Here is a 22,696-nt window from a genome sequence, read left to right as displayed (position 1 = left end):
ACGTATGATACGCCGTCTGAAAAATTGTGGAGTTAGTATGACCGCACATGTACTTATGCTTAGTAGCTCTCGCCAAGGTGACGAGGCCTACCTAGAACACGCTAGGACGCTTATTTTTGCACACTTAGGCGACGTACGCGACCTTCTATTTGTTCCTTATGCTGCTGTAACTCAGTCTTACGACGAATATGTAAGCGCTGTGGCCAATGCCCTCCCTGAGTGCAATGTGGTCGGATTGCACACCGTCGATGACCCCGTTACTGCCATTAATCATGCGAAGAAGAACGGGCAAGCCATTGTCGTAGGTGGAGGTAATACCTTTCACCTGCTTTCGACGCTTTATGCTAATGCGCTTATTGTGCCAATAAAGCACGCCATTGCCGATTGTACGCCTTACATCGGCTGGAGCGCTGGCTCAAATATTTGTGGGCAATCAATTAGGACCACCAACGATATGCCTATTATTGAGCCACCGAGCTTTGATGCGTTAGATATAGTACCGTTTCAATTGAACCCGCACTATACCGACTACCAGCCCCCCGGCCATAATGGCGAAACACGCGACCAGCGATTAGCCGAATTCACAGCGCTAAACCCAACGACACCTGTGGTTGCCATTCGCGAAGGTACAGCGCTTCGCCTATCTGAAAATCAACTTAAATTAGTTGGTGAAAAAGATGGTTTTATCTTTTTAGGTAATGAAAAAACGCCAATTAATTCAGGTGATGATTTAACGTATTTGCTCGATAGCGGCGAATAACGCCTCTTCATTGGGTTCAGATTGATAGGGAATTTCTGCTAGCAGCGGTTCGGGTAACATGGCTTTAAGAGAATAAAGATTTTCTTGGTATCGCGTCATGTTACCTGTAACGTCGTTTGCTACCCATCCTTTAATAGCAAGCCCATCAGCGCGAATTGCTTCTGCAGTGAGGAGTGCGTGATTCAAACAGCCCAAGCGCATACCTACTACTAAAATCACGTCCATTTTAAGCGATTTCACGACATCAGAAAGATAATACGTGGGCGTATATTCATCGCCCACTGTTAGTGGTAATCGCCAACCGCCAGCACCTTCCATCAGCAAGAGGTCTGGCTGATAGGTTTTGAGCAAATCAAGCCCTTGCGCAATTTTGTCGAAAGTTAGCGTCACGCCTTCCTCAATGGCTGCAATATGTGGCGCAATCGCTGGTTTGAGTGCAATTGGGTTTATTTGTCGCAAAGGAAGTGTCTGTCCACTTTTTCTGTTTTCACTGCCTGCCTTTAAGCCGTCAACATCTTCGATGACTTCGCCACCACGTATTTTGGCGCTCGCTTTTTGAATATTCAACGCGTCCTCATTGACCCACTCACCATTTACCAACTCGCATCCGGCTGCGATAGGTTTGTAACCAATAGCACGTAGGGATAAGCGTTGCGCGGCGTTTAATAGTTGGCAGGTGACATAGGTTTTCCCTACTTCTGTGTCGGTACCGGTAATGAAATACTGCTTCATCGTTTTTCCAATCTAAAATGACTCACGCGGTAGGTAAGTGGCAACTTACTTTCTACACCACTCGCATTAGAGTAAGCCATGGCTAATTTTTTGATATCTCTGCGATTTAGCGGGGGTTGCTTTCGTCCTGTTGCCCCTGCACCCACACCTTTCACTGAGCGCAGCAGAGACATTATGTCGCTATGCATATCTACATAGTCTTTGGTGATGACCCGTTTTAACGAAAGCCCCGACTGCTTAAAGCTGTATCCCCACTGAGCCGCTGTTGGCATAACAGTATCCGCTTGCGCGAGCTGCGCCACTTTGCGCGCGGTTTTAAGTTCATCAAATGAACCAGCCACCATAATGGCAAGCTCAGCTACACCGCTTTTTTTTAGTACTCTCGCTATTTGCTTGGCTGCAAGACCTGTATCGCTAACCCACTGAAGCGCCATTGACGAAAACACCGTTGAAAATGTGTTCTCCGAAAAAGGTAAGTCAATCGCGCTCCCCTGAATAAAAATGGGGTCAGAGTACTTTTTTCGAGCAAACGCCAACATGCCCTCGGCAATGTCCACGCCGGTTGCAGTTGCTCCTTTACGATAAAGCGCCTGCGTATGAATACCTGTGCCACACCCAATATCAAGGGCTTGCCCCTGCAAACGATGAGGTAAATTAATAAGTGCTTGCTCGGCGATAACACGCTGAATAGATGCGATACTATTGTATTGCTTTGCGGCTTTAGAAAAGCGATGGGCGATATCTTTCTCGTTAATCACTGGTACGGTATCAACGGATTGCGCTGCTGGAGAGCCATCAGCTAGTAAAGAGCCATCAGCTAGTAAAGAGCCATCAGCTAGTAAAGAGCCATCAGCTGACGAAAAGCCCTTAGCTTGAAATGCCCTCTTAATGGCAAGAGCTCCAGAAGATGTATCATGAGACATTTTACTGTCGAGAGTACATAGAGGCTTTGCAGGTATAACTGGTTGTAGCGCAGAGCTTGATGACATCGCTATATCTCGCTCTTACCATTGCCATTTCGTTCGCCAATTTCGGCGTTCGCAGCACTTACTGTTGAACTCTCAGGTTCCTTCAAGCGATTCAACGATAGCTCAAAAGCATCAATTAGCACATCAATGTCTTGGGCGGTATGATTTGCAGTTAAGGTTACACGAAGCCTGTCTTGATTTTTCGGTACTGTAGGCTGCCTTATTGCCGTTACCCAAATACCGCGTTGTTTCAACCCTTCACTAAGCGCCAAGGCGCGTTCGGGGCTACCTACGATGATAGGCTGAATTGCACTTTGCGACTGCCCCAAGGTTATTTCACCTGTTTCTTCTCGCTTTTCATTCACATTAAGTGTCTGTCCAAAACGTTTATGAAACGATTCTCTGAAATAAGCGATATTGTTATTCAGCGTTTCACGACGTGACGTATCGCTGGCAATATGAGTGAGGGAGTACAAGGTTGCGACTGCTTGTGCCGGCGGCATAGCGGTAGAATACACATAGTGTTTTGAGAAGTTCACAAGGTAATCAATCAGCGTTTGGCTTCCTGCGATAAACGCACCAGCTGTGCCCACCGCCTTACCAAATGTCCCCATCACAATAGGCACCTGATGCTGGCTTAAATTTAACGCTTCGGTTGTGCCAAACCCGTTATCACCTAGCACCCCCATGCCGTGTGCATCGTCTAACATGAACCATGCGTCATATTCAGCGGCAAGCTCAGCTATTCCCTCGCAAGGCGCCACGTCACCGTCCATACTGAACACCCCCTCACTGGCAATAAGAATATCTTGCTGACTTGTTTCAATGAGAGTATTTGAACCTCTACCCGCATCAGATACTTGTTTATGACAAGCGTCCGACAGCAGGGTCTCTAAATGACTGAGGTCATTGTGCTTAAAGCGACGAAGCCTAGCGCTTTCAGAAACACACTGTGACCCTTCTAAAAACGATGCATGCATTAGCTTGTCAGCAATAATCAAACCTGAATTCGCGCCTCTGTTAACGTTAAAAATGTGAGGAAAAAGTGCCATACACAAGGCTTGATTAGCGGCAAAGCCAGAGTTAAACAACAGCGCAGCTTCTCGATTTAAACCGTCGGCGATGTAAGCTTCAAGCGCCAAGTGGGCCTGAGTGTGCCCCGTAACCAAGGGAGATGCTCCGCTGCCGCCCCCAAATTGCGCCAGCCCTTCAACCCAACTTTGCAATACCCCTTCGTGCTGGCGCATGCCTAAATAGTCGTTGCTTGAAAAATTGAGATAATGCTCACCATTAATACAAATAATGCTGTCTTTTTCGTATTGTTGGCAGTGGCGCTGACGCAGCAAGCCTTGTTTGGCTCGCGCATTCAGTGAATCGTTTAACCAATTAAAGGCCATTACGCCTCCGTAACGTGCTGTTTTCTTGCCGCTACCTTAGGCTTGGTTGCATCAATAAACAAGTCATTGCCGTTGCTAGCTTGCTCTTGTTGCTGAATAATTTCTTCTTCTAGCACCTGTTGGTGTGCTTCATCCGAGAAGTCTCGCGTGCGCTCAGTGTTAATACCAAGCTTTTTGAAAAGCATGACATCTTCATGCGTATCTGGGTTCGAAGTAGTTAAGAGCTTGCAACCATAGAAAATGGAATTCGCCCCTGCCATAAAGCACAGCGCCTGCATCTGTTCATTCATGGCTTCACGGCCTGCAGACAAGCGCACATGTGATTTAGGCATCATGATACGGGCCACTGCAATTGTGCGAATAAACTCAAAATAATCCAGGTCTTCTACGCTATCCAGTGGTGTACCTTTTACTTTCACCAGCATGTTAATTGGCACACTTTGAGGCTGTTCTGGAAGATTAGCGAGTTGTACCAGCATACTAGCACGATCACTCACGGTTTCGCCCATACCGACAATACCACCAGAGCAAACGTTCATGCCTGCAGCACGCACGTTCTCAAGGGTGTTTAAGCGATCTTGATAGGTACGCGTAGTAATGATGTCGCCGTAATATTCAGGAGAGGTATCAAGATTGTGATTGTAGTAGTCCAAGCCCGCTTGTTTTAGGGCCACTGCTTGATCACGGGTTAACATACCCAGCGTCATACAGGTTTCTAGCCCCAGACTTTTGACCTCTTCAACCATTTTCAAAATATAAGGCATATCCCGGTCACGGGGGTTTCGCCAAGCAGCGCCCATACAAAAACGCGTTGACCCCACGTGCTTTGCCTCTTTCGCTCGCTGAATGACCTTTTCAATTTCAAGCAGCCGCTCTTTTTCAAGGCCAGTATCATAGCGGGCGCTTTGAGGGCAATATTTGCAGTCTTCAGGACATGCCCCGGTTTTGATCGACAAAAGCGTGCTTACCTGCACTTCATTAGGATTAAAATGCTGCCTATGCACTACTTGCGCATCGAACAGTAAATCGTTAAATGGCATTGCAAACAAAGCTTCTACTTCAGCCTTGGTCCAATCGTTTCGAATAGTTGTAGTTTGCGCGGTGGGTGCGTATGCCAATGTCATTGACTGTCCTTTACTAATTATTATTGCTGGCTTAGTCTATGGCTCAATATCGAGTTGTCAACTCTGACCAATTCAAAAACTTTACTAATGGTTATTTTGTGAGCAATATAGAATTTGATAAACAGCACATCTGGCACCCATATACTTCCGCAGTTAACCCCCTTCCCTGTTATGAAGTCGTAGGCGCAAAGGGCGCAGAGCTTACATTAGCCAGCTCTGAAGTATTGATAGATGGCATGTCTAGCTGGTGGGCAGCTATTCACGGCTACAACCACCCCGTACTAAACGACGCAGCGCACAAGCAAATTGACGCATTTTCTCACGTTATGTTTGGTGGCATTACTCATCAGCCAGCAGTAGATTTATGTAAATCTTTACTCAGCATGGTGCCTGCTGGTTTAGAGCGGGTATTTTTAGCAGACTCAGGCTCAGTCTCTGTTGAAGTAGCGATTAAAATGGCGATTCAATACTGGGCATGTCAAGGAAGACCAGAGAAATCGCGTATTGTTGCACCTCGCAATGGCTACCACGGTGATACCTTTGCCGCCATGAGCGTCTGCGACCCGGTAAACGGTATGCATAGCTTATTTGAAGGCGTGCTAAGCAAACAAATATTTGCACCTGCTCCCCAGACACGTTTTGGACAGACTTTTAGTGAAGATGACATTCTTCCACTCGAAGAGATTTTCGAAAAGCATCACCACACCATGGCTGCTCTTATCCTAGAACCCATTGTTCAAGGTGCCGGAGGCATGCGTATTTATCACCCCGAATATTTAAAGCGCTGTCGCCAGCTTTGTGACACCTATGATGTGCTATTCATTTGCGACGAGATTGCTACTGGCTTCGGTCGTACAGGAAAACTCTTTGCGTGTGAGCATGCGGGTATTTCGCCCGACATAATGTGTTTAGGCAAAGCGATTACCGGCGGATATATGACGCTGGCGGCAACGCTATGTACAGAAGATGTGGCTCTTGGGGTGTGCCAAGGTGAGCCAGGTGTTTTCATGCACGGCCCAACTTATATGGGTAACCCTTTAGCTTGTGCCGTGGCAAACGCTAGTTTGTCCTTAATTAATGAGAATCACTGGCAGCATCAAATTCCTGCTATTGAGAAACAATTACAAACCGAGTTGGCAAAATGTGCAGACTTACCCCGCGTTGCTGATGTTAGAGTGCTAGGCGCTATAGGTGTGGTTGAGACGGTAAATCCCGTCAATGTTGCCGAAATTCAACGCCACTTTGTGAAACAAGGGGTGTGGATACGCCCCTTTGGGAGATTGGTATACATTATGCCTTCCTATATTATATCTCCAGACCAGCTAAGTAGGTTAACCCACGCTATCTATACGGCTTTGAAATAGTAAACCGGCTAGATAGCAAGCGCTGTGTTGGAAAGCTGTAATATCGTTGGCATCAACTTTTCTCGCCATTGATATTTTGTGAACGAATTGAAATTAAGATCCATGGTGAGTGTTCAATGGTAGTGCGTATTCTCGATAAAGTGGTATTTGCAGTTTTATTCATTATTACGCTGCAGGTACCTATTTTAGCCGATCACTACCGGCAATACTTAAACGGCTACTATGATGCGCTGCGAGATGAAGTCTCAAGTTCTTCTGAACTTGCCAAGCAATACGGCTTTTCATCAGTAGACGCTATGTTGGAAAGCCTACAAAAAAATAGCGAACCTGTAGTCAGAGAAAACGCCTCAATGAAAGCGTCTCGCTTTGCGCAAATCACCACTCTTGAACAAGGTATGAGAAAGTTAGAGCACGGACACTATTTTGAACAACTCGTGTTTATGGCTTCTCCTTCTCAGTATGGAACACTTAATCGCGTTTTAGACAACTTCAGACCATCAGTACCATTAACCCCATCATCTATTGTATTTAGCTTAGTCACCGCTATTTTTCTAAACTTATTGATTTGGACACCGCATTTTTGCTACTGCCAAGTTAAAAAAGTAAGAAACAAGCCGAAACGCTATTCTTATAGATAATGTTTTAGTCAGCGTGGGATAATTTTCTATAACCTAACACGATTTAATTTTCCTTTTTCGCAAAGCTATTCTCTTGTATCTATTTTATATACATACAAAAGTTGAATAGGCATATTGGATAAACTATCTATAGTTGTTGTATGGCCTTAGATGCTGCTTGCATAAATTAATCGAGGCTCAATAATGTTAAGGGAATAGTAGAAAAATATGCTAAGACGCCGTTTCTATATTTTGCTCCTCTGTTTAGCAATGATCGCTTCGATTGCAATGATCACACCAAGCTATGCACAGCAGCTAAACGTTGGTGTCTCGGTATCAACAAGCGCACAAAGAGAAGCCTTTTACACACTAGCGCGCGATTTTGAAACCCTCCACCCTAACAGCAAAGTGCAGTTTACCGCGCTAAGTAGTGAAGATTATAAACTCGCGTTTCCCACTATGTTGACCAAAGATAAACGTTTTGATGTGCTGTACTGGCATGCTGGGCAGAGGCTTTTTAATTTCGTCGAAAAAGAGTTGATTCAACCCATAGACGATTTGTGGCTGGAAAACGAACTTGATAATGCGTTCGACGGAAACGTCAGACAAAACCTTAGCTATAACGGCCGCTATTACGCTGTTCCCATCTCGTATTACCAAATCGGTTTTTATTATTCAAAAGAAATATTTGAGCGCTTATCGTTGAGTGAACCAAAGACGTGGCAAGAATTTATAGCCCTATGTGAAATCATCAAAGCCGACGGCGTTTCACCTATTTTTATTGGAACGAAAAGCAACTGGCCCGCCACTGCTTGGTTCGACTATCTTAACCTCCGATTAAACGGGCTCGATTTTCATCATGCGCTAACACAAGGGAAAGTTCCCTTTAATGATGATCGCGTTAGGGACACTCTCAACGTTTTGCAAGCGTTAAAAACGAGAAAATACTTTATTGCAGAGCATCAAGATTTTCATTGGCGAGAAAGCTTACCGCTGTTATCAAGAGGATTGGTTGGTATGTCGTTAATCGGTAATTATGTTATTCAGGATATACGAAAGGACATGCTACCTAAAATCGGCTTTTTCCCCTTCCCTCAAATTAATGAAGGAGTCGGTAAATACGAAGAGGCTCCCATTGACGTACTTGTTATCCCCAAACAGGCGAAAAACTTATCTTTAGCCAAAAAGTTTTTAGCCTTTGCTGCAAGTCACGAGGTTCAAACAAAGCTAAATAAAAAGCTTGGCGTCATATCTCCAAATAAATCTTCACAGCAACAGACCTCACCGCTTACTAAAGAAGCCTATCTTGAGCTGTCAACGGCGGAAGGTTTCTCGCAATTCTTTGATAGAGACGCCAATGAAGCCTTTGCCAAAGAAGTAATGCCTATCATTGATGAATTCATGGTACATGGCGATGTAACGATTGCCGTCACAAAACTAGAATTGGCACGCAGTCAGCATTTTCCAACGACTACTCTCTAACGCTCCGCTTTCAAATACCTTCCTGTTACGACAAGGAAAATCAGACTGCCTGATTTTTTATTGAACATGGCATCAATAATGCAAACTTACATATAAGAGCAAGAAGTGAAGATTTGCATGGTTGGTTTATTTAAAGCAACGAACTCAAACTTCATTTATATATCAGTAACTTGCTTAAAAAAATGGTAAAAGGAGAAGTAATTATGCCAACAGATGCTCAATTATTAATCGGAAAAGTGTTGCAAATTAAAGACAAAATTACAGCCAAGCGTCATTGCATTCCATGTGACTTAAAAGCGGAATGGAATGCCTTGGACGCACAAACCGCGTGTTTTGAAAGTAAAGCGCTTTATAGAAGTGCTGTGAAAGGTCAGGAAATGAACAAGCACATAGACTATACAGGGTCAGTGAAAGAGCTTTCTCAGCTTGTTTCTAAGCTAAAAACGCTAAACAACAAGGTTAACGTTACGCAAGTTCACCACTAAGGTCTCTTGACGCCTTTGTTATCTTAAGACCTTAGCTAAAACTTAACTTTCGTAGTAAGTTTTATTTCTTCAATTTAAGGAGGACCAATGTTCTTACTTTACGCGTGCCATAACTGGCAAGTCTTAAAAAATCATCGCGAGCAACCGGAATGTGCTGATACTCAACGGGTTGACCTTCGCTTGCGTCAGGATCATGAAGGTAGTAGCAGTGAGCGTCACAGCTCGTAACTGCTACCCAATGGGGCACTTTCTTTTTATCGAAAGCATATGTGCTAATAAGGCACAAAACAGCACCACCAGATTTTAAAGTTTGGTCAATGATATCGACGCGCCAGTCTGAAATTTCGACAGAGATCCCTCTGGCAGAAGCGTCTGTCATAAATTGTGCCTCGACGTTTTCGACAATCGCCTTTTTGTTGGAGTCACGTACGCCATCGACAAAAAGCGGCACATTTTGGTTGATAACCACATCTGCCGTGTAGCCTTCGTTTACTGCCGCTAACGCTAAGCCAACTGGATGGCATCCTCCGTGTCCCGACATCATGAAAATAGTTGTTGCGGTGCGCCACAGAGAAAGTTCTTTTTCCTGAGTCATTTCAAAGTTATTGTTCAGCGCGCACATTGCCATCATTAGTGCTGATGGGCCACAGGTAAAATCCGTAGTTTGCTGATACCAAGGATAAACCTCAGGTTTAACCGATTTACTTGGGACCAATACCTTTTGCATGCGTAATGCGTCTGTATGATCGTCGTAATAATCGGTATACATACCAAATTGACTGAACCCTAGCTTTTTATAAAGCGCAATGGCACCAGCGTTACCTACCGCCACTTCAAGGCGCATGAATCGCTTTCCCCGCAAAAGCGCCCGCTCCCCCAAGCTGTTTATTAACTTTTCAGCGATTCCCAAGCCTCTCGCTTCAGGAAGTATTGCAATTGAATACAGTCGGGTAAGCTGTGTACCACGACGAAGCAAAAGCAAACCGTAACCGACTATACTTTGCTCATCACTATCGCCTGTATGCACGCTTTCAAGTGTATTGTCAGTCGTTTGACCACTTTTCCCGCGCTTATTTTCTTCAAAGTCGCTTAGCGAAGAAGGCAATTCACGTTCGGCAATAATAAGCTCGGCATGCGGAGCCTCTATATAAAATTTAAATCGGCTTTTACTGAGCCTGTCAGTAGTGAAACAGGTTTTCTCAATGTGCTGAAGAGCCGCAAGATCTTGCAACGTGGCAACGCGTAGCGAAATCTTAGGCTTCGCACAAGAGACGGGTGACATTTCCCCTTCAGCGTTCGACGTATTATCAGGCAAGTTTTCCATCACCGGATTTTCGCTATTCATAGTATGCACACTGCCCTCTTTACTCACAGCTTCAGCCGATGTAATCATCGCCCTCTTTGCTCCAACCTGTCGGCAAACTCCTGCATAATTAACTCGTACAATTCTTTGCCTAAATATTTATCTTCGACACCCGAATCGATACTTGGATTGTCGTTCACTTCAATCACATAAACGGCGTTGCCGGTCTGTTTTATATCTACGCCGTAAAGACCATCGCCTACTGCTTTGGCGGCTTTAATAGCAGCTTGAAGTACTGGCTTGGGCACTTCAAACGTAGGCATTGTGGCAAATCCACCCGAAGAGAATCGATCGCCCTGGTGGTTATAGATTTGCCAGTGGTTGCGCACCATAAAATACTGGCAAGCGTAAATAGGTTTGCCACCTAGCACACCAATTCGCCAGTCGAACTCAGTGAAAATATATTCCTGAACTAAAACAAGCGCAGACTCTGCCAACATTTGTTCTAAACGTACTTTCAACGCATCTTTATTTTCAGCTTTGTGTACACCACGGGAAAACGAGCTTTCCGGCAGTTTTAATACCAGCGGTAATCCAAAGTCAGCTATTAATTTATCGCACACTTCATCCGTGGCGCTCGATACGAAGGTCGCTTTCGGCGCTGGTACTTTTTGATATGCAAATGCATCCTGCAAGTACACCTTGTTACAACAGCGCAGAATTGACTGCGTGTCGTCCATTACTACGATTCCTTCTCTTTCAGCGGCTCGCGCTAAACGATAGGTATGATGGTCAATTGCTGTCGTTTCACGAATAAACAGGGCGTCATAGTGTCCAAGCTCCTCTTGCGACAAGCGGCTTACCACATCAGCGCGAAACCCCACTTTTTCAGCCGCTTTCACGAAATTTTTAATAGCACGTTCATCACTGGGCGGCGTGCTTTCTTCTGGGTTAACCAAAATCGCCATGTCCCAGCGCGTTCTCTTGCTGGTTTTACCTGCTTTCCATTGAATTTTTGTATGTGCTTCGAGCTGCTCAATAAAACGAGCCTGTTGCTTGGCATCTAAATCTTTAAACGCTTTCGCTTGGACACTGGCAAAGCCTTCTATTTGAACCTTCCCACTGTTCTTGGGCGACATTTTGGTATCAGTAACCGTTGGACTTAAGAACAAAGCGGGATACGGATATTTTTCAAACGCCTGGCGTGCCAAACGCTTAAAACGCTGATCTTTCACTTCGCCAAAAAGTACTAATATAGGTTCATCAGTTAACTCAGTATTGTCTTGCGGTACCGACAACGAAAAAACAATGCGATCGATACTTTTCTCTTCCGCCATACGTAAATCGTTGATGGTGTTTACTGAAGGCAATACAGAGTGGTTACGTGCCTGGGCCAACAATGAACAATAGTAGCCCTCACTCAAATAGCGTGTGGTATCGCAGATGTTAATGACCCGCGTCTTGGGCTCGTTCAGTTTAGGGAATTCAGCAAGGTAATCCTGAAAAGTAAGCACGGTTAAAGCGGTGTTACGAAAAGGAGTAACATCATCAGTAACAATCAAGGTATTGTGCATGTATATCGCTTCTAAAAAATGTGTGGATGGTTACAATTAGCGTAGCGTTTGCTTAAATAACAAACACAGTGAAAGTGGCGCTGAGTTTACGCTCAACTTATTTTTTTCAAAGCAGAATTAGCACGGCTTTTTTTCATCGTTAAGACAACAAAAACTTATGTCTAATAAATCTATCGAAACAGCTTTTATTTATTAATTTTGCCTATACATAGAAGTGGGCAAAAAGACACAAATGGTTTAAGGAGTACATATGCTATTAGCCAGCTTGGCTATTTTAATCGGGTTACCGGTTTTACTTTGGAGCGCAGGGAAGTTCGTAGGTGGAGCAGCATCTGTCGCCAACCATTTTGGTTTATCGCCTCTTCTTATTGGCATGCTGATTATTGGGTTTGGCACGTCTGCCCCTGAAATTATTGTTTCAATTTTTGCCGCCATTCAGGGAAACTCTGGCATTGCGTTGGGTAACGCCTATGGCTCTAACACAGCTAACATTCTACTGATCCTAGGCTTAACCGCGCTCATCAGCCCTATTGCAGTAAAATCTGAGATCATCAAAAAAGAACTGCCTGTATTATTAGGCATTACATTTTTTGCAGTATGGCAAATATGGGATCTAAACGTTTCTAAAGACGATGCGTTTTCATTGCTAGGGTTATTCATCTTACTGATTTCATGGAGTATTTATCACGGCATGAAGGGCGACAAAGACGCCCTGGCCGATGAATACGATGAAGAAATCAATAGTAACGAAGGCACGGTTAAGACACACGTAATGTGGTTAATCGCTGGACTACTCTTGCTGGTTGCAAGCTCTCGTATGCTGGTTTGGGGGGCGGTAGAGATAGCGACTTTCTTTGGTGTGAGCGATACGATAATAGGCCTTACTATCATTGCTATCGGCACATCATTACCTGAATTGGCTTCATCATTAATGGCGGTTAAAAAGGGTGAACACGACCTTGCCATAGGTAACGTGATTGGCTCAAACATGTTTAATACATTAGCGGTGGTTGGTATTGCAGGAACAATTCAGCCCATGGCAGTAGCATCAGACTTCTTGTATCGCGACGCCATGGTGATGTTTGCTTCTTCTGTTGCTCTGTTTATTTTCTGTATCGGCATTAAACGCCAAGGACGCTTAAACCGCTTAGAAGGTGGCGCATTTGTGCTGGCTTATGCAGCCTATACATACTGGCTTATACAGGCTGCGTTTATTTAATTTTTAGGGCTGTTCAAGCAGTTAGCAATGGTTTAGCTTTAGATGGCGGCTTGACTCTCTTGGGTCAAGCCGCTTTTGTTTATATTGTCAGACAGCTTTAACGTATTTTGAACGTTAAAGGCCTAACGTTGTAGCAAGCGTAATTAAGCTGATACCGGCAATGGCAAGCAAGATGAAAAGATTAATCCCAAAACTATCCGAGCGACGACGGTTTCTTCTTGCACGCATAATGATACTTACCAGGGTAACGATCAAACACACCTGAAGCATGATGGTCATTGCAGAAAGATGACTTTCAGACCAGGTTGTATCCCCTTTGATGCCCCAGTATTGCTGTACGCCGCTAATAAAGTCAGGTCGGGCATAATGAAACAGTACCAGTACGACAACCATGCCCACCCAACCAACTATATTCAGCCCTACCATGACCTTATAAAATGGCGTTTGAGAACGAGGCGTAGAACGACGTTCAGCAAGTTGCTCGTAAGTCATTTTACTTCTTTCATTTTCCGCATCATCAGAACGATTAATATCCTGTTGAGAGGCGCTCGGCTCTTGTGCTTGCTGGGGCACTGACGTGCTTGAATCATTTTTATTTCCCATTTGTCACTCTGTTCTCTGGCATCCCGCTTTATGTTGGGTATACTAGCGTGCTATTGGATTGTAATTCATTGCTTATTTTTATATCACCTTAGCAAATTGCGGTCGATAAAAAGCATGTTGCGTTCGGTAAGCTATTCAACTTTCGGCAGGTTTTTCGCGAAAGTATTTTGCATCGCTAGAGAATGTTCAAAATTCGCCAACGTTTTTGAACAGATTAAAAGCGTTACAGATTGTAAGTATTTATCGGCATCACAATCCAAAACATTGACTAAAACACAATTTAATATGTATCTAATCTTTTAACGGTAAATGATTAGATGCACTTGGTTGTTGGGCATAACCCAGCCACAAGAAACTGCATAAAATCAGTAAGACGGAGAAATTAACATGACGCATGCGCCCGTAGTTGACGTACTTAAAGGTAAGTACGCCGTTGGCGAATCGGTAACCGTAAAGGGTTGGGTAAGAACACGCCGCGACTCTAAAGCGGGGTTGTCTTTTATTGCACTACACGACGGTAGTTGCTTTGATCCTGTACAAGTTATTGCGCTAAATTCTCTGTCAAATTATGCCGATATCCAGCGCCTTACTGCTGGTTGTTCATTGTCGGTAACCGGAACAGTGAAAGAGTCGCAAGGTCAAGGGCAAGCATTAGAAATTGAAGCCACTGAGGTGGAAATTGTCGGTTTGGTTGAAAACCCTGACACGTATCCTATGGCCGCAAAACGCCACAGCATTGAATATCTTCGCGAGTATGCTCACCTGCGTCCCCGCACTAACGTTATCGGTGCGGTAACCCGCGTACGTAACTGCTTGTCTCAGGCAATTCACCGCTTTTTCCACGAAAAGGGCTACTACTGGATCTCTACGCCAATTTTGACAGCTAGCGATACAGAAGGTGCTGGTGAAATGTTCCGCGTATCAACACTTGATATGATGAACCTTCCTCGCGACGACAAAGGCAACGTCGATTACTCAGAAGATTTCTTCGGTAAAGAAACCTACCTAACGGTATCAGGTCAGCTTAATGTTGAAACCTACTGTACTGCCATGTCTAAGGTGTATACCTTCGGTCCTACGTTCCGAGCGGAGAACTCAAACACCTCTCGTCACCTTGCAGAGTTTTGGATGATTGAACCTGAAGTGGCGTTTGCTGAACTTAAAGACGTAGCGCAGTTAGCTGAAGACATGCTGAAATATGTGTGTAAAGCCGTACTTGAAGAGCTGCCTGATGACATGGCGTTCTTTGCTCAGCGTATTAAGAAAGATGCCATTGAGCGTTTAGAGAAACTAGTAAGCTCTGACTTCGTTCGCATGGACTACACTGACGCCATCGAAATACTGCAAAACTGCGGAAAAGAATTCGAATTCCCTGTTGAATGGGGCATTGATTTGTCTTCTGAGCATGAGCGTTACCTTGCTGAAGAGCATGTTGGTGCGCCGATTATTATGCAAAACTACCCGAAAGACATTAAAGCATTCTATATGCGCATTAACGACGACGGCAAAACCGTTGCAGCAATGGATGTACTGGCGCCTGGTATCGGTGAGATCATCGGTGGTTCGCAGCGTGAAGAGCGTTTAGACGTTTTCGATGCGCGCCTTGACGAAATGGGCCTCTCGAAAGAAGACTATGCGTGGTATCGCGACCTTCGCCGCTACGGCACTGTACCTCACTCAGGTTTCGGTCTCGGTTTCGAGCGCCTTGTGGCCTACGTCACCGGCATGCAAAACGTACGTGACGTGATCCCATTCCCACGTACACCGGGTAACGCTAGCTTCTAAGTCAGTCTAAAACGTTAAGCTAATACGATCTCGTGAATATAAAAGCCTGCTGACATGCAATTGTAAGCAGGCTTTTTTATACTAAACAGCTTCGCGATGAAATGCTCTATGTCACGGAGTAACACTTACCCCAATGGCGGCTGAACGGCATGGCTCTACCGAATAGACGTAGCCGTCTTCAGTCTCGGAAAGTTTCGCTATTTGCAAAATCTCATAGTCGTTGAGCTCAATCACCCGAGTCCCTTCCGGATGAGCACAACGAGAACGAGAATCTGCCTCAAATTCATAGATAAAGCTGGCTAGCGCTTGGCGCTGTGTTTTTTGGTAGTTAATGCTTTTTTCTTTTGCATCATTTAACAGTGTCGTTAAGTCTTTTTCTAATTCAGAGACTTCTTCTGTCTGTTTTTCTATTAACTGTGTTTCATTACTTTCAAGCTGCTGTTTAGTCGTATCCTCAACGGTAATGAGAGGGTTGGCGCTTTCACTATTGAATTCAGAGAGTAATCCCACATGCCCTGCTACAACGCCAAGTTGCAGTGCCACGCCTAGCGTCCAAACAAAGCGCGCTACGGCGGTAGATAAAACAAAACGATAGCCGGATTTGTGCCATAGCCTTTGTACACCAAAAGGTTTTAGCAGTAATAAGAAAAACAAATAAACAAAAATGACGAGCATTCCGCCAACTAATGCCATTAATGTCGTAACAAAAAACCAGCTTGGCACCATGAGTATAAGCGCAAAATTATGGCTGTAGGGTAGCGCGCTTGCAGAAACACCGGTTATACTATTGACCAGTCCGCTAGCAGAAGCGAGCGCAAAATTAGCGATAATGGCATAAATAAACAGGATCACTGCTTTTCCAGGTAGGCTGTTCCAAAGCACCATGAACCTTGGCCACGTCTCGCTAACAATACCTGCAAGCGCAAAACCAAACATAACCACTTCGAACAGCCTACTTTCGATACTAAAAAACAGCTGTAACAGAAGCATGCTGGTTGCTAAAAAGTAACAACGCTGGGCAAAAGTGATGCTTAGCCAAAAGCGTAAAAAGCCTATACGCCGTTTCAGAAACAAACGGTTTCCTTGTTTGTTTACTTTTTCAAACACACTACGAATTTCGCTTTTCATTTTCATCATTTAATCGTCAATTGTTATTGTTATACTTCTAAACACGACTGGCTTTACTTCCCGACATGCTCGCAATGCGTTATTCTGTTGATTCCAAAAATCAACGGGTTATATCTCTAGACTGCTTGTTAGCATGCTGAAGCAGTTTGCAAAAACCTTATGGCTGAATCTAATACATTATCTATAGTTTGTGAGCAATGCCATACTCAAGTGCACATACCTTTGCTGGCACATAGGCAACGGGCGGTGTGCCCGGTATGCAATCATACGCTATTATCTTATCGAAATGGCGCAAGCGAAAAGTTGCTAGCCTATACCACCAGCGCTCTCATTTTTTTACTGTTATCACTGCCGTTTAATTTTCTAACGTTTAAAGCTAGCGGGCAAAAGCACAGTATTGACTTACCGACCGGCATTACCGTACTTGTTGAAAACGATTACCTATCGCTTGCTATTATCACTAGCTTAGCCACCCTTTTGTTACCGGGTATGGTGTTAGTTGGAATGCTTCTACTATCTTTGGCTCAAATTCAAAATCGCCGGCCGTTTTATTTACCTAGGTTGCTACAGCTAGTAAAAGCGCTATTACCTTGGAGCATGGCTGAAATATTTCTAGTCGGTACATTAGTTAGTCTTATCAAAATTACTGAGCTTGCCGATGTGTCCATTGGGCTTTCATTCTATGCCTTCATCGGTTTTTCTGCTTTTACTGCACTCTGTATATCTCAGTTTGATGCCACCCGCTATGCAATGTGGTTGTCACAAGGTGTGCCACCACAACCCAAACCCTTGTGCGAAGCGCAGGCGAAAGCGAGTATTCAGCGCACGTGGGCCCTATTGCTCACCGCCTGCATTTTATATATCCCTGCCAACCTACTTCCAATTATGTATACTGAATTTTTTGGAGAGGAAACACCTAATACAATTATCGGTGGGGTCATCTCGCTTTGGGAATCGGGTTCGTATCCCGTAGCCATTATTATTCTCGTTGCTAGTGTCATTGTGCCTGTGGCAAAGATTATTATTCTTGCCTGGCTTAACTTTTCCGTGCAGCGCGAGAAAACCACATCGAAACAATTACGTATACGTTATTACCGCATAACCGAAGCTATAGGTCGCTGGTCGATGATAGACGTTTTTGTTGTGGCAGTACTGGTATCCCTCATTCAAATGGGCAACACCATGTCAATTTATCCAGGCCAAGCGGCTCTCGCCTTTTGTGCCGTAGTATTTGTAACAATGATAGCCGCGATGACGTTCGATTCTAGGCTAATTTGGCAGCAGTGGAAGCAATTATCATGACCGCAAACGATCCGAATATAAACGAAGCAAAGGTGAAACCAACTTCATCAGTCTCTCGCATTTGGATTATTCCTATTTTGGTGATCATTATTGGCGGCTGGATGGTGTATTACCAGTGGAAGAATCAGGGCCCACTTATTACGATTGAGCTCCACTCTGCTGCCGGTATTGAGATTAATAAGACTCCAATTAAAGTAAGAGATTTAGACGTTGGTCAGGTCAAAAAAATAACCTTGAAGCCCGATTTAGATGGTGTGCTCGTTACGGCCAGAATTGATGCGAGTGCAGCTCATCTTCTCAACGAACATGCAAAGTTTTGGGTTGTTGCCCCCCGTATTAGTTTTTCAGAGGTATCAGGGCTCAACACCCTGTTATCAGGTAGTTACATAGCCATGTCGGCAAACGACAAGGGCAAAGAGCAACTAAACTTCAAAGCGCTTGAGCGCCCCCCTGTTACCCCACCAGGGACGCCCGGTCTCCATGTTATGCTAAAAAGCGACGATGAGTTCGCTTATAAGCCCGGCGACCCTATTATCTATAAGGGTTTCAAAGTAGGTGAATTTGAAGACGCCACTTTCAATATCGAAGAGCGAGTGGTGTATTACGATGCCTTTATTGAAGCGCCATATCATAAGCTAATTACCAACACGACCCGTTTTTGGGACGTCAGCGGCGTTAAACTATTACTTGAATCAAACGGTGTTAGCGTTGAAACCGGCAGTTTAGAAACACTTCTGGCCAACGGCATCACTTTCGGCATTCCAGAAGGCGTACCAAAAGGCGAGCAAGTACTTGATAACGCGTTCTTTACGATTTATGGAGACAGTGCCTCGGCCTCTGACGCACGCTACAAAGTGGCGGCAGAGTACTTGTTGCTTATCGACGAAAGCGTTCGGGGCCTAACGGTTGGCGCCCCCGTTGAATACCGTGGCATTGAAATTGGCAACGTCACAGCAATAAATTCTTTCCCTGCAGTTGAAGGAAACATCCTTGAACGGGACTACCCAATACCTGTTCTTATCAATATTTACCCTGGAAAAGCACGACAGCCCGATACGGAAGAAGGACTCAGCGCCATCAAGCAAACCATCAGAAATTGGCTCAATAGAGATCTTCGGGCCTCATTGCGTATGGGCAATATCCTCACCGGCGGCCTATATGTGGATTTGCAGCACGTACCAGATGCAGGTAGCAGTGGCAAAATTGACGTTATTAACGGCTATGAAGTTATCCCCACTGTGAGCAATGAATTCACACAGCTAACGCAAAAAGCCGACGCAATACTCGACAAAATAAACCAGCTTCCACTTAAAGAGATGGTGGAAAATGTGCAGCTTGCGGTTGAAGACATGCGCCTTGCTGCCGAGTCTGTAGAGACAGCAAGTGATGATTTCGATGTTCTCATCGCTGACATTGATGCCAAAGCACTCAACAGTAACCTCAACCAAGTTCTTGTTAGCCTCGATGGACTGCTCAAAAACTACAGTGAAGGTGGCTTCAATCAATCAGAGATTAAAGAGACAGTGGATGCACTTCAAGAAACAATGAGAAATATGCAGCCACTTTTATTAAAACTCAATCAATCGCCTAGTAGCTTGATTTTTTCACAGGAAAGCGAAGCAGACGTTCAGCCTAAAGCTAAAAATTAGTGATGCTCGTTTTATAAAGTTTGGAAATTTTTAAAAATTATCTGGCATGAAAAGTGTTTAAAAAACACACAAAACTACTAACATTCACAACATGCCTATATTTGATTGCGCTATAGTCTAATGTGAACGTTTGTAAGAACAGTGTAAATTATTACGATTACATCCGCCCATCAAGGATGAAGGATTCAAAACAAATGATAATGCAGTTTATATCGGGCTTGGCATTTTTAAGAAATAAAGCGTCGCAAGTCAGTATATTAGTAGTTTCATTTCTGTTAATACAGGGATGTACGTCGGCGCCGGCTTCACTTAATTATTACTTACTTCATTCAACCGATAGCATGGCTTTAAAGCAAAGCGCTGCCAAACAAATCATTGTTTTAGATAAAATAACCCTCCCTGACTATTTGAAGCACAGGGGGTTGGTGTATCAAACAAGTGACACTAATCTTCACATTTCAACTAGTCATTTGTGGGCTGAGCCTGTCGAAGAAGGGTTGACAAAAGTGCTTTCAAGCGCACTGGCCGATAAACACATTTCACTGAATCGCGGGGACCAGTATTCCAAGGAAGAGTCAACGCACGTATCTTTGCATATCGGCGATTTTATTAGTACCTATGAGGGCGAGGTTGTGTTGTCAGGACAATATACGATCAGTAGCACAACGGACGGCACTTCTATTCACCCCTTTAAATTTAAGGCGTCATTAGACAGCGACGGATTTTCATCAAGTATTAAAGCCATGAGAAACACGGTTGCTCAGTTGGCTCAACACGTTGAACGGAACCTTTAGAATTTTACAATTATGCTTAGTGCTTTAAAGCAATATGTATTTAGCGGTGTAAGTCGTCACTACAAAGACGAAACCAATAGACGGATCATGGTTGTCAACTTGTTCGCAGCTGTGGGGATGTCTATTACCTTTATTCTAGGGTGTCGAGCGTTCTTTGCGGCAGAGTATTCCCTTTCAACAACTCTTTTCACCGCCAGCGTTGTCTTCGCCATATCTCAGCGGTTGCAGGTACGTATTGCAAGGCCTCTCGCGCGCACGGCCTCCATAACCTTATTAATCCTCTGCCTGATGGTGCTCACGTTATTGCTACTCATAACGGGCGGTAAAGATAACACAGGGCCTTTGTGGATATATTTAGTTCCACCTGTCACCATGTTTTTTGCTGGGTTTATTCGCGGATTATTTTCACTTATCGCGTTCACCGTAGTGAGCGCAATCGTCATGTTCGGATTCGATGAAGCTATACTGGTCACACAATATACCTACGCATTTAAAACAAGGCTGCTCTATTCGTTTATGACAGTCTCCTTTTTATCTGCGTTTTACGAGTATAGCCGCCAAAAAAGTTACGATACTGCACTGTATTTAAGCGAACAATTTGAACGCCAGGCAAAACACGACCATCTTACTCAGTTATTGAACAGGCGCGGTGCACAGCAGTGCCTTGAGCGAGAATTTGCCAGAATTGTGCGTAATAAGAGCAAGTTCTCAATTGCCATCGCCGATATCGACCGCTTTAAAAGCATTAACGACACGTTAGGTCACGAACAAGGTGACGAAGTACTGGTGCAGATATCTAAAGTATTTACTACTCGCCTACGCAGGCAAGATATATTGGCGCGGTGGGGCGGTGAAGAGTTTATGTTTATCTTTAATGATACTGATGAGGCAGGTGCTGTGGAGGCGCTTGAGCAAATAAGAGAAACATTGAATCAAGCACCGCTTTATATTAACGGTCATGAATTTCGCGTAACGAGCAGCTTTGGCGTAAGTGAAGTGACGCCGGATATCGATATTTCTAGCGCTATACGATGTGCTGACAAAGCGTTATACCACGCTAAAGATAACGGCAGAGACCAAGTTTGTGCCATTTCTACCCTCAACTCCCCTACCCATTCGGAGCAACGCACTTCGTTTTAACGCACGATCTTTTCATCTTTACACTAAATTGACTCACGTTTAGTTACATTTGCGCTGTATTCCTGAAACACTTTAGCGATACACTATATGAAGTATTCGCTCTAAAAGTAGATTTAGCTATGAAATGGATGAAGGTTGCATTGCCTATTGGTGTTTTACTGGTTGGCTATATGGGTATGAAAGGAATTGAGGCCTCAGCGTCTGACTCTGCGATAACGGAAGAAGTAGATACTCGCCCCACTGTAACAATTGAAGCTTTATCGCCAGAGGATGTGCGGATTCAGCTCACCTCCTATGGAGAGATAATGCCTCTTGAGACGACTAATCTTGCAGCGCAAGTTTCGGGTGAAGTTCAGCGATGGAACCCCAAATTCGTTAGCGGCGGATTGGTGAGACGCGGTGAAACACTTTTTGAAATAGAAGCAGATGCCTATGAAGCAGCCCTCTTGATGGCCGAAGCTAACTTAGCCAGTGCGCAGGCTCAGCTAATTCAAGAGCAAGCGCAAGCCGATGTAGCAGCAAAGGAAGCGAAAACGATGCCCAATGCGCGGGTTACTGACCTTTACCTTCGCAAACCTCAAGTTATGAGCGCAAAGGCAGCGCTTAAATCTGCAGAAGCACAACTTAAAATAGCAAGACGCGACCTTGAAAATTGTAAGGTCAAAGCCCCGTACGATGCGTTAGTGGTCAGTAGAAATATCAGTACCGGCGACTACGTGACCCAAGGCACTCCCGTCGCGGTTATAAACAATATCGAGTATGCCGAGGTCACTTTCCCAATAGCTGGCTTCGATCGCGTATTCTTAGCTGATAATACTATAGGCAGCGAAATTGCTATTGAAGTAGACGATATCGAGGGCGCTACTGTTAAGGGCACTATCCACCGAGATACGGGCGTGGTAGACAACACAACCCGTATGAGTTATTTCGTTGCACGCATTGAAGATCCATACGCAATAAACACGTCAAAACCCATCATAAAATTTGGCTCATATAGCACTATTGCTTTTGAAGGCAAAACGCTTAGTGATGTATATCGCATACCCCAAGAACTTATCACCAATCGCTTGATTTGGACGCTTGATGATGAAGACAGACTTAAATCACACAAAGTAAAGGTTGTTCGGGAAGAGAACGGCGACTTTCTGATTCAAGGTGATTTTAACGCGAAAAAAGTAGTGATGAGTTTACCCGAATATCCACAAAACGGAATGCCGGTTAGGGTGATCAAAACGACTAATGAACTTGTGACGGCTAACGCAAACTAAGG

General features: G+C 44.4%; 20 protein-coding genes. 12 read left to right on the top strand and 8 right to left on the bottom strand.

The window, feature by feature from the left end; all coding sequences use genetic code 11:
- Window positions 1-37 precede the first annotated feature (37 nt).
- Window positions 38-760 carry a dipeptidase PepE gene (pepE, locus tag ACM0P2_RS06970; protein WP_419227497.1) on the top strand — a complete coding sequence of 241 codons (723 nt, stop codon included), beginning with the start codon at window positions 38-40 and terminating at the stop codon, window positions 758-760.
- Here the strand turns inward: pepE and bioD are convergent.
- From bioD to bioB, 4 genes are read right to left on the bottom strand one after another with little or no spacing between them, the layout of a single operon-like run.
- Window positions 731-1,492, bottom strand: coding sequence for a dethiobiotin synthase (bioD, locus tag ACM0P2_RS06965; RefSeq protein WP_419227496.1), 762 nt, complete (start codon window positions 1,490-1,492; stop codon window positions 731-733). The genes pepE and bioD overlap by 30 nt on opposite strands.
- Window positions 1,489-2,481 (bottom strand): methyltransferase domain-containing protein, encoded by a 993-nt coding sequence (locus tag ACM0P2_RS06960; RefSeq protein WP_419227495.1) that lies wholly within the window; start codon window positions 2,479-2,481, stop codon window positions 1,489-1,491. The genes bioD and ACM0P2_RS06960 overlap by 4 nt, the downstream gene beginning before the upstream one ends.
- Window positions 2,482-2,483: 2 nt before the next feature.
- A complete protein-coding gene (locus ACM0P2_RS06955) occupies window positions 2,484-3,857 on the bottom strand; it encodes an aminotransferase class I/II-fold pyridoxal phosphate-dependent enzyme (RefSeq protein ID WP_419227494.1) in 1,374 nt (457 codons plus the stop codon).
- A complete protein-coding gene (bioB, locus tag ACM0P2_RS06950; RefSeq protein WP_419227493.1) occupies window positions 3,857-4,981 on the bottom strand; it encodes a biotin synthase BioB in 1,125 nt (374 codons plus the stop codon). Before bioB ends, ACM0P2_RS06955 begins: the two co-directional genes overlap by 1 nt.
- Before the next feature lie 98 nt (window positions 4,982-5,079).
- On the opposite strand from bioB, the gene bioA reads away from it, so the two are divergent.
- The 4 genes from bioA (at window position 5,080) to ACM0P2_RS06930 (ending at window position 8,929) form a co-directional block, all read left to right on the top strand.
- Window positions 5,080-6,345, top strand: a complete 1,266-nt coding sequence (gene bioA / locus ACM0P2_RS06945) for an adenosylmethionine--8-amino-7-oxononanoate transaminase (protein ID WP_419227492.1) — start codon at window positions 5,080-5,082, stop codon at window positions 6,343-6,345.
- Between the two features lie 116 nt (window positions 6,346-6,461).
- On the top strand, window positions 6,462-6,983 hold the full coding sequence (locus ACM0P2_RS06940) for a DUF2937 family protein (protein ID WP_159117965.1): 522 nt from the start codon (window positions 6,462-6,464) through the stop codon (window positions 6,981-6,983).
- Window positions 6,984-7,190: 207 nt separating this feature from the next.
- Entirely contained in the window at window positions 7,191-8,444 is a 1,254-nt protein-coding gene (locus ACM0P2_RS06935; protein ID WP_419227491.1) for an ABC transporter substrate-binding protein, read from the top strand.
- Between the two features lie 203 nt (window positions 8,445-8,647).
- Window positions 8,648-8,929 (top strand): hypothetical protein, encoded by a 282-nt coding sequence (locus tag ACM0P2_RS06930; RefSeq protein WP_159117967.1) that lies wholly within the window; start codon window positions 8,648-8,650, stop codon window positions 8,927-8,929.
- Between the two features lie 61 nt (window positions 8,930-8,990).
- On the opposite strand, the gene ACM0P2_RS06925 is transcribed toward ACM0P2_RS06930, so the two are convergent.
- Both ACM0P2_RS06925 and ACM0P2_RS06920 read right to left on the bottom strand, forming a co-directional pair.
- A complete protein-coding gene (locus ACM0P2_RS06925; RefSeq protein WP_419227691.1) occupies window positions 8,991-10,211 on the bottom strand; it encodes a GNAT family N-acetyltransferase/peptidase C39 family protein in 1,221 nt (406 codons plus the stop codon).
- 107 nt (window positions 10,212-10,318) lie between these two features.
- Window positions 10,319-11,806: a RimK family protein gene (locus tag ACM0P2_RS06920; RefSeq protein WP_105931930.1), complete on the bottom strand. Its 1,488-nt coding sequence runs from the start codon at window positions 11,804-11,806 to the stop codon at window positions 10,319-10,321.
- Between the two features lie 250 nt (window positions 11,807-12,056).
- Between ACM0P2_RS06920 and ACM0P2_RS06915 the strand changes: the two genes are divergently transcribed.
- Complete coding sequence (locus tag ACM0P2_RS06915; RefSeq protein ID WP_159117969.1) at window positions 12,057-13,025, top strand: calcium/sodium antiporter; 969 nt, start codon at window positions 12,057-12,059, stop codon at window positions 13,023-13,025.
- Window positions 13,026-13,139: 114 nt separating this feature from the next.
- Here ACM0P2_RS06915 and ACM0P2_RS06910 read toward each other — a convergent pair whose 3' ends face one another.
- Window positions 13,140-13,628: a hypothetical protein gene (locus ACM0P2_RS06910; RefSeq protein ID WP_159117970.1), complete on the bottom strand. Its 489-nt coding sequence runs from the start codon at window positions 13,626-13,628 to the stop codon at window positions 13,140-13,142.
- 387 nt (window positions 13,629-14,015) lie between these two features.
- On the opposite strand from ACM0P2_RS06910, the gene asnS reads away from it, so the two are divergent.
- A complete protein-coding gene (gene asnS, locus ACM0P2_RS06905) occupies window positions 14,016-15,413 on the top strand; it encodes an asparagine--tRNA ligase (protein ID WP_159117971.1) in 1,398 nt (465 codons plus the stop codon).
- Between the two features lie 111 nt (window positions 15,414-15,524).
- Here the strand turns inward: asnS and ACM0P2_RS06900 are convergent, their stop codons facing one another.
- Window positions 15,525-16,550 carry a phage scaffolding protein gene (locus tag ACM0P2_RS06900; RefSeq protein ID WP_236547070.1) on the bottom strand — a complete coding sequence of 342 codons (1,026 nt, stop codon included), beginning with the start codon at window positions 16,548-16,550 and terminating at the stop codon, window positions 15,525-15,527.
- A 150-nt stretch (window positions 16,551-16,700) separates the two neighbouring features.
- On the opposite strand from ACM0P2_RS06900, the gene ACM0P2_RS06895 reads away from it, so the two are divergent.
- The 5 genes from ACM0P2_RS06895 to ACM0P2_RS06875 all read left to right on the top strand — a co-directional run bounded on the left by ACM0P2_RS06895 (window position 16,701) and on the right by ACM0P2_RS06875 (window position 22,694).
- Complete coding sequence (locus tag ACM0P2_RS06895) at window positions 16,701-17,843, top strand: paraquat-inducible protein A (protein WP_159117972.1); 1,143 nt, start codon at window positions 16,701-16,703, stop codon at window positions 17,841-17,843.
- The gene (gene pqiB / locus ACM0P2_RS06890) at window positions 17,840-19,492 is read left to right on the top strand and encodes an intermembrane transport protein PqiB (protein WP_159117973.1); all 1,653 of its coding nucleotides are present in this window, start codon (window positions 17,840-17,842) and stop codon (window positions 19,490-19,492) included. Before ACM0P2_RS06895 ends, pqiB begins: the two co-directional genes overlap by 4 nt.
- 194 nt (window positions 19,493-19,686) lie before the next feature.
- On the top strand, window positions 19,687-20,286 hold the full coding sequence (locus tag ACM0P2_RS06885; RefSeq protein ID WP_159117974.1) for a PqiC family protein: 600 nt from the start codon (window positions 19,687-19,689) through the stop codon (window positions 20,284-20,286).
- 12 nt (window positions 20,287-20,298) lie between these two features.
- A complete protein-coding gene (locus tag ACM0P2_RS06880) occupies window positions 20,299-21,426 on the top strand; it encodes a sensor domain-containing diguanylate cyclase (RefSeq protein ID WP_159117975.1) in 1,128 nt (375 codons plus the stop codon).
- Window positions 21,427-21,545: 119 nt separating this feature from the next.
- The gene (locus ACM0P2_RS06875; protein WP_159117976.1) at window positions 21,546-22,694 is read left to right on the top strand and encodes an efflux RND transporter periplasmic adaptor subunit; all 1,149 of its coding nucleotides are present in this window, start codon (window positions 21,546-21,548) and stop codon (window positions 22,692-22,694) included.
- Window positions 22,695-22,696: the final 2 nt, after the last annotated feature.

This window comes from Alteromonas sp. OM2203 (assembly GCF_048517045.1).
GTDB lineage: Bacteria > Pseudomonadota > Gammaproteobacteria > Enterobacterales > Alteromonadaceae > Alteromonas > Alteromonas gracilis.
This window is presented reverse-complemented; position numbering and strand designations above follow the sequence as displayed.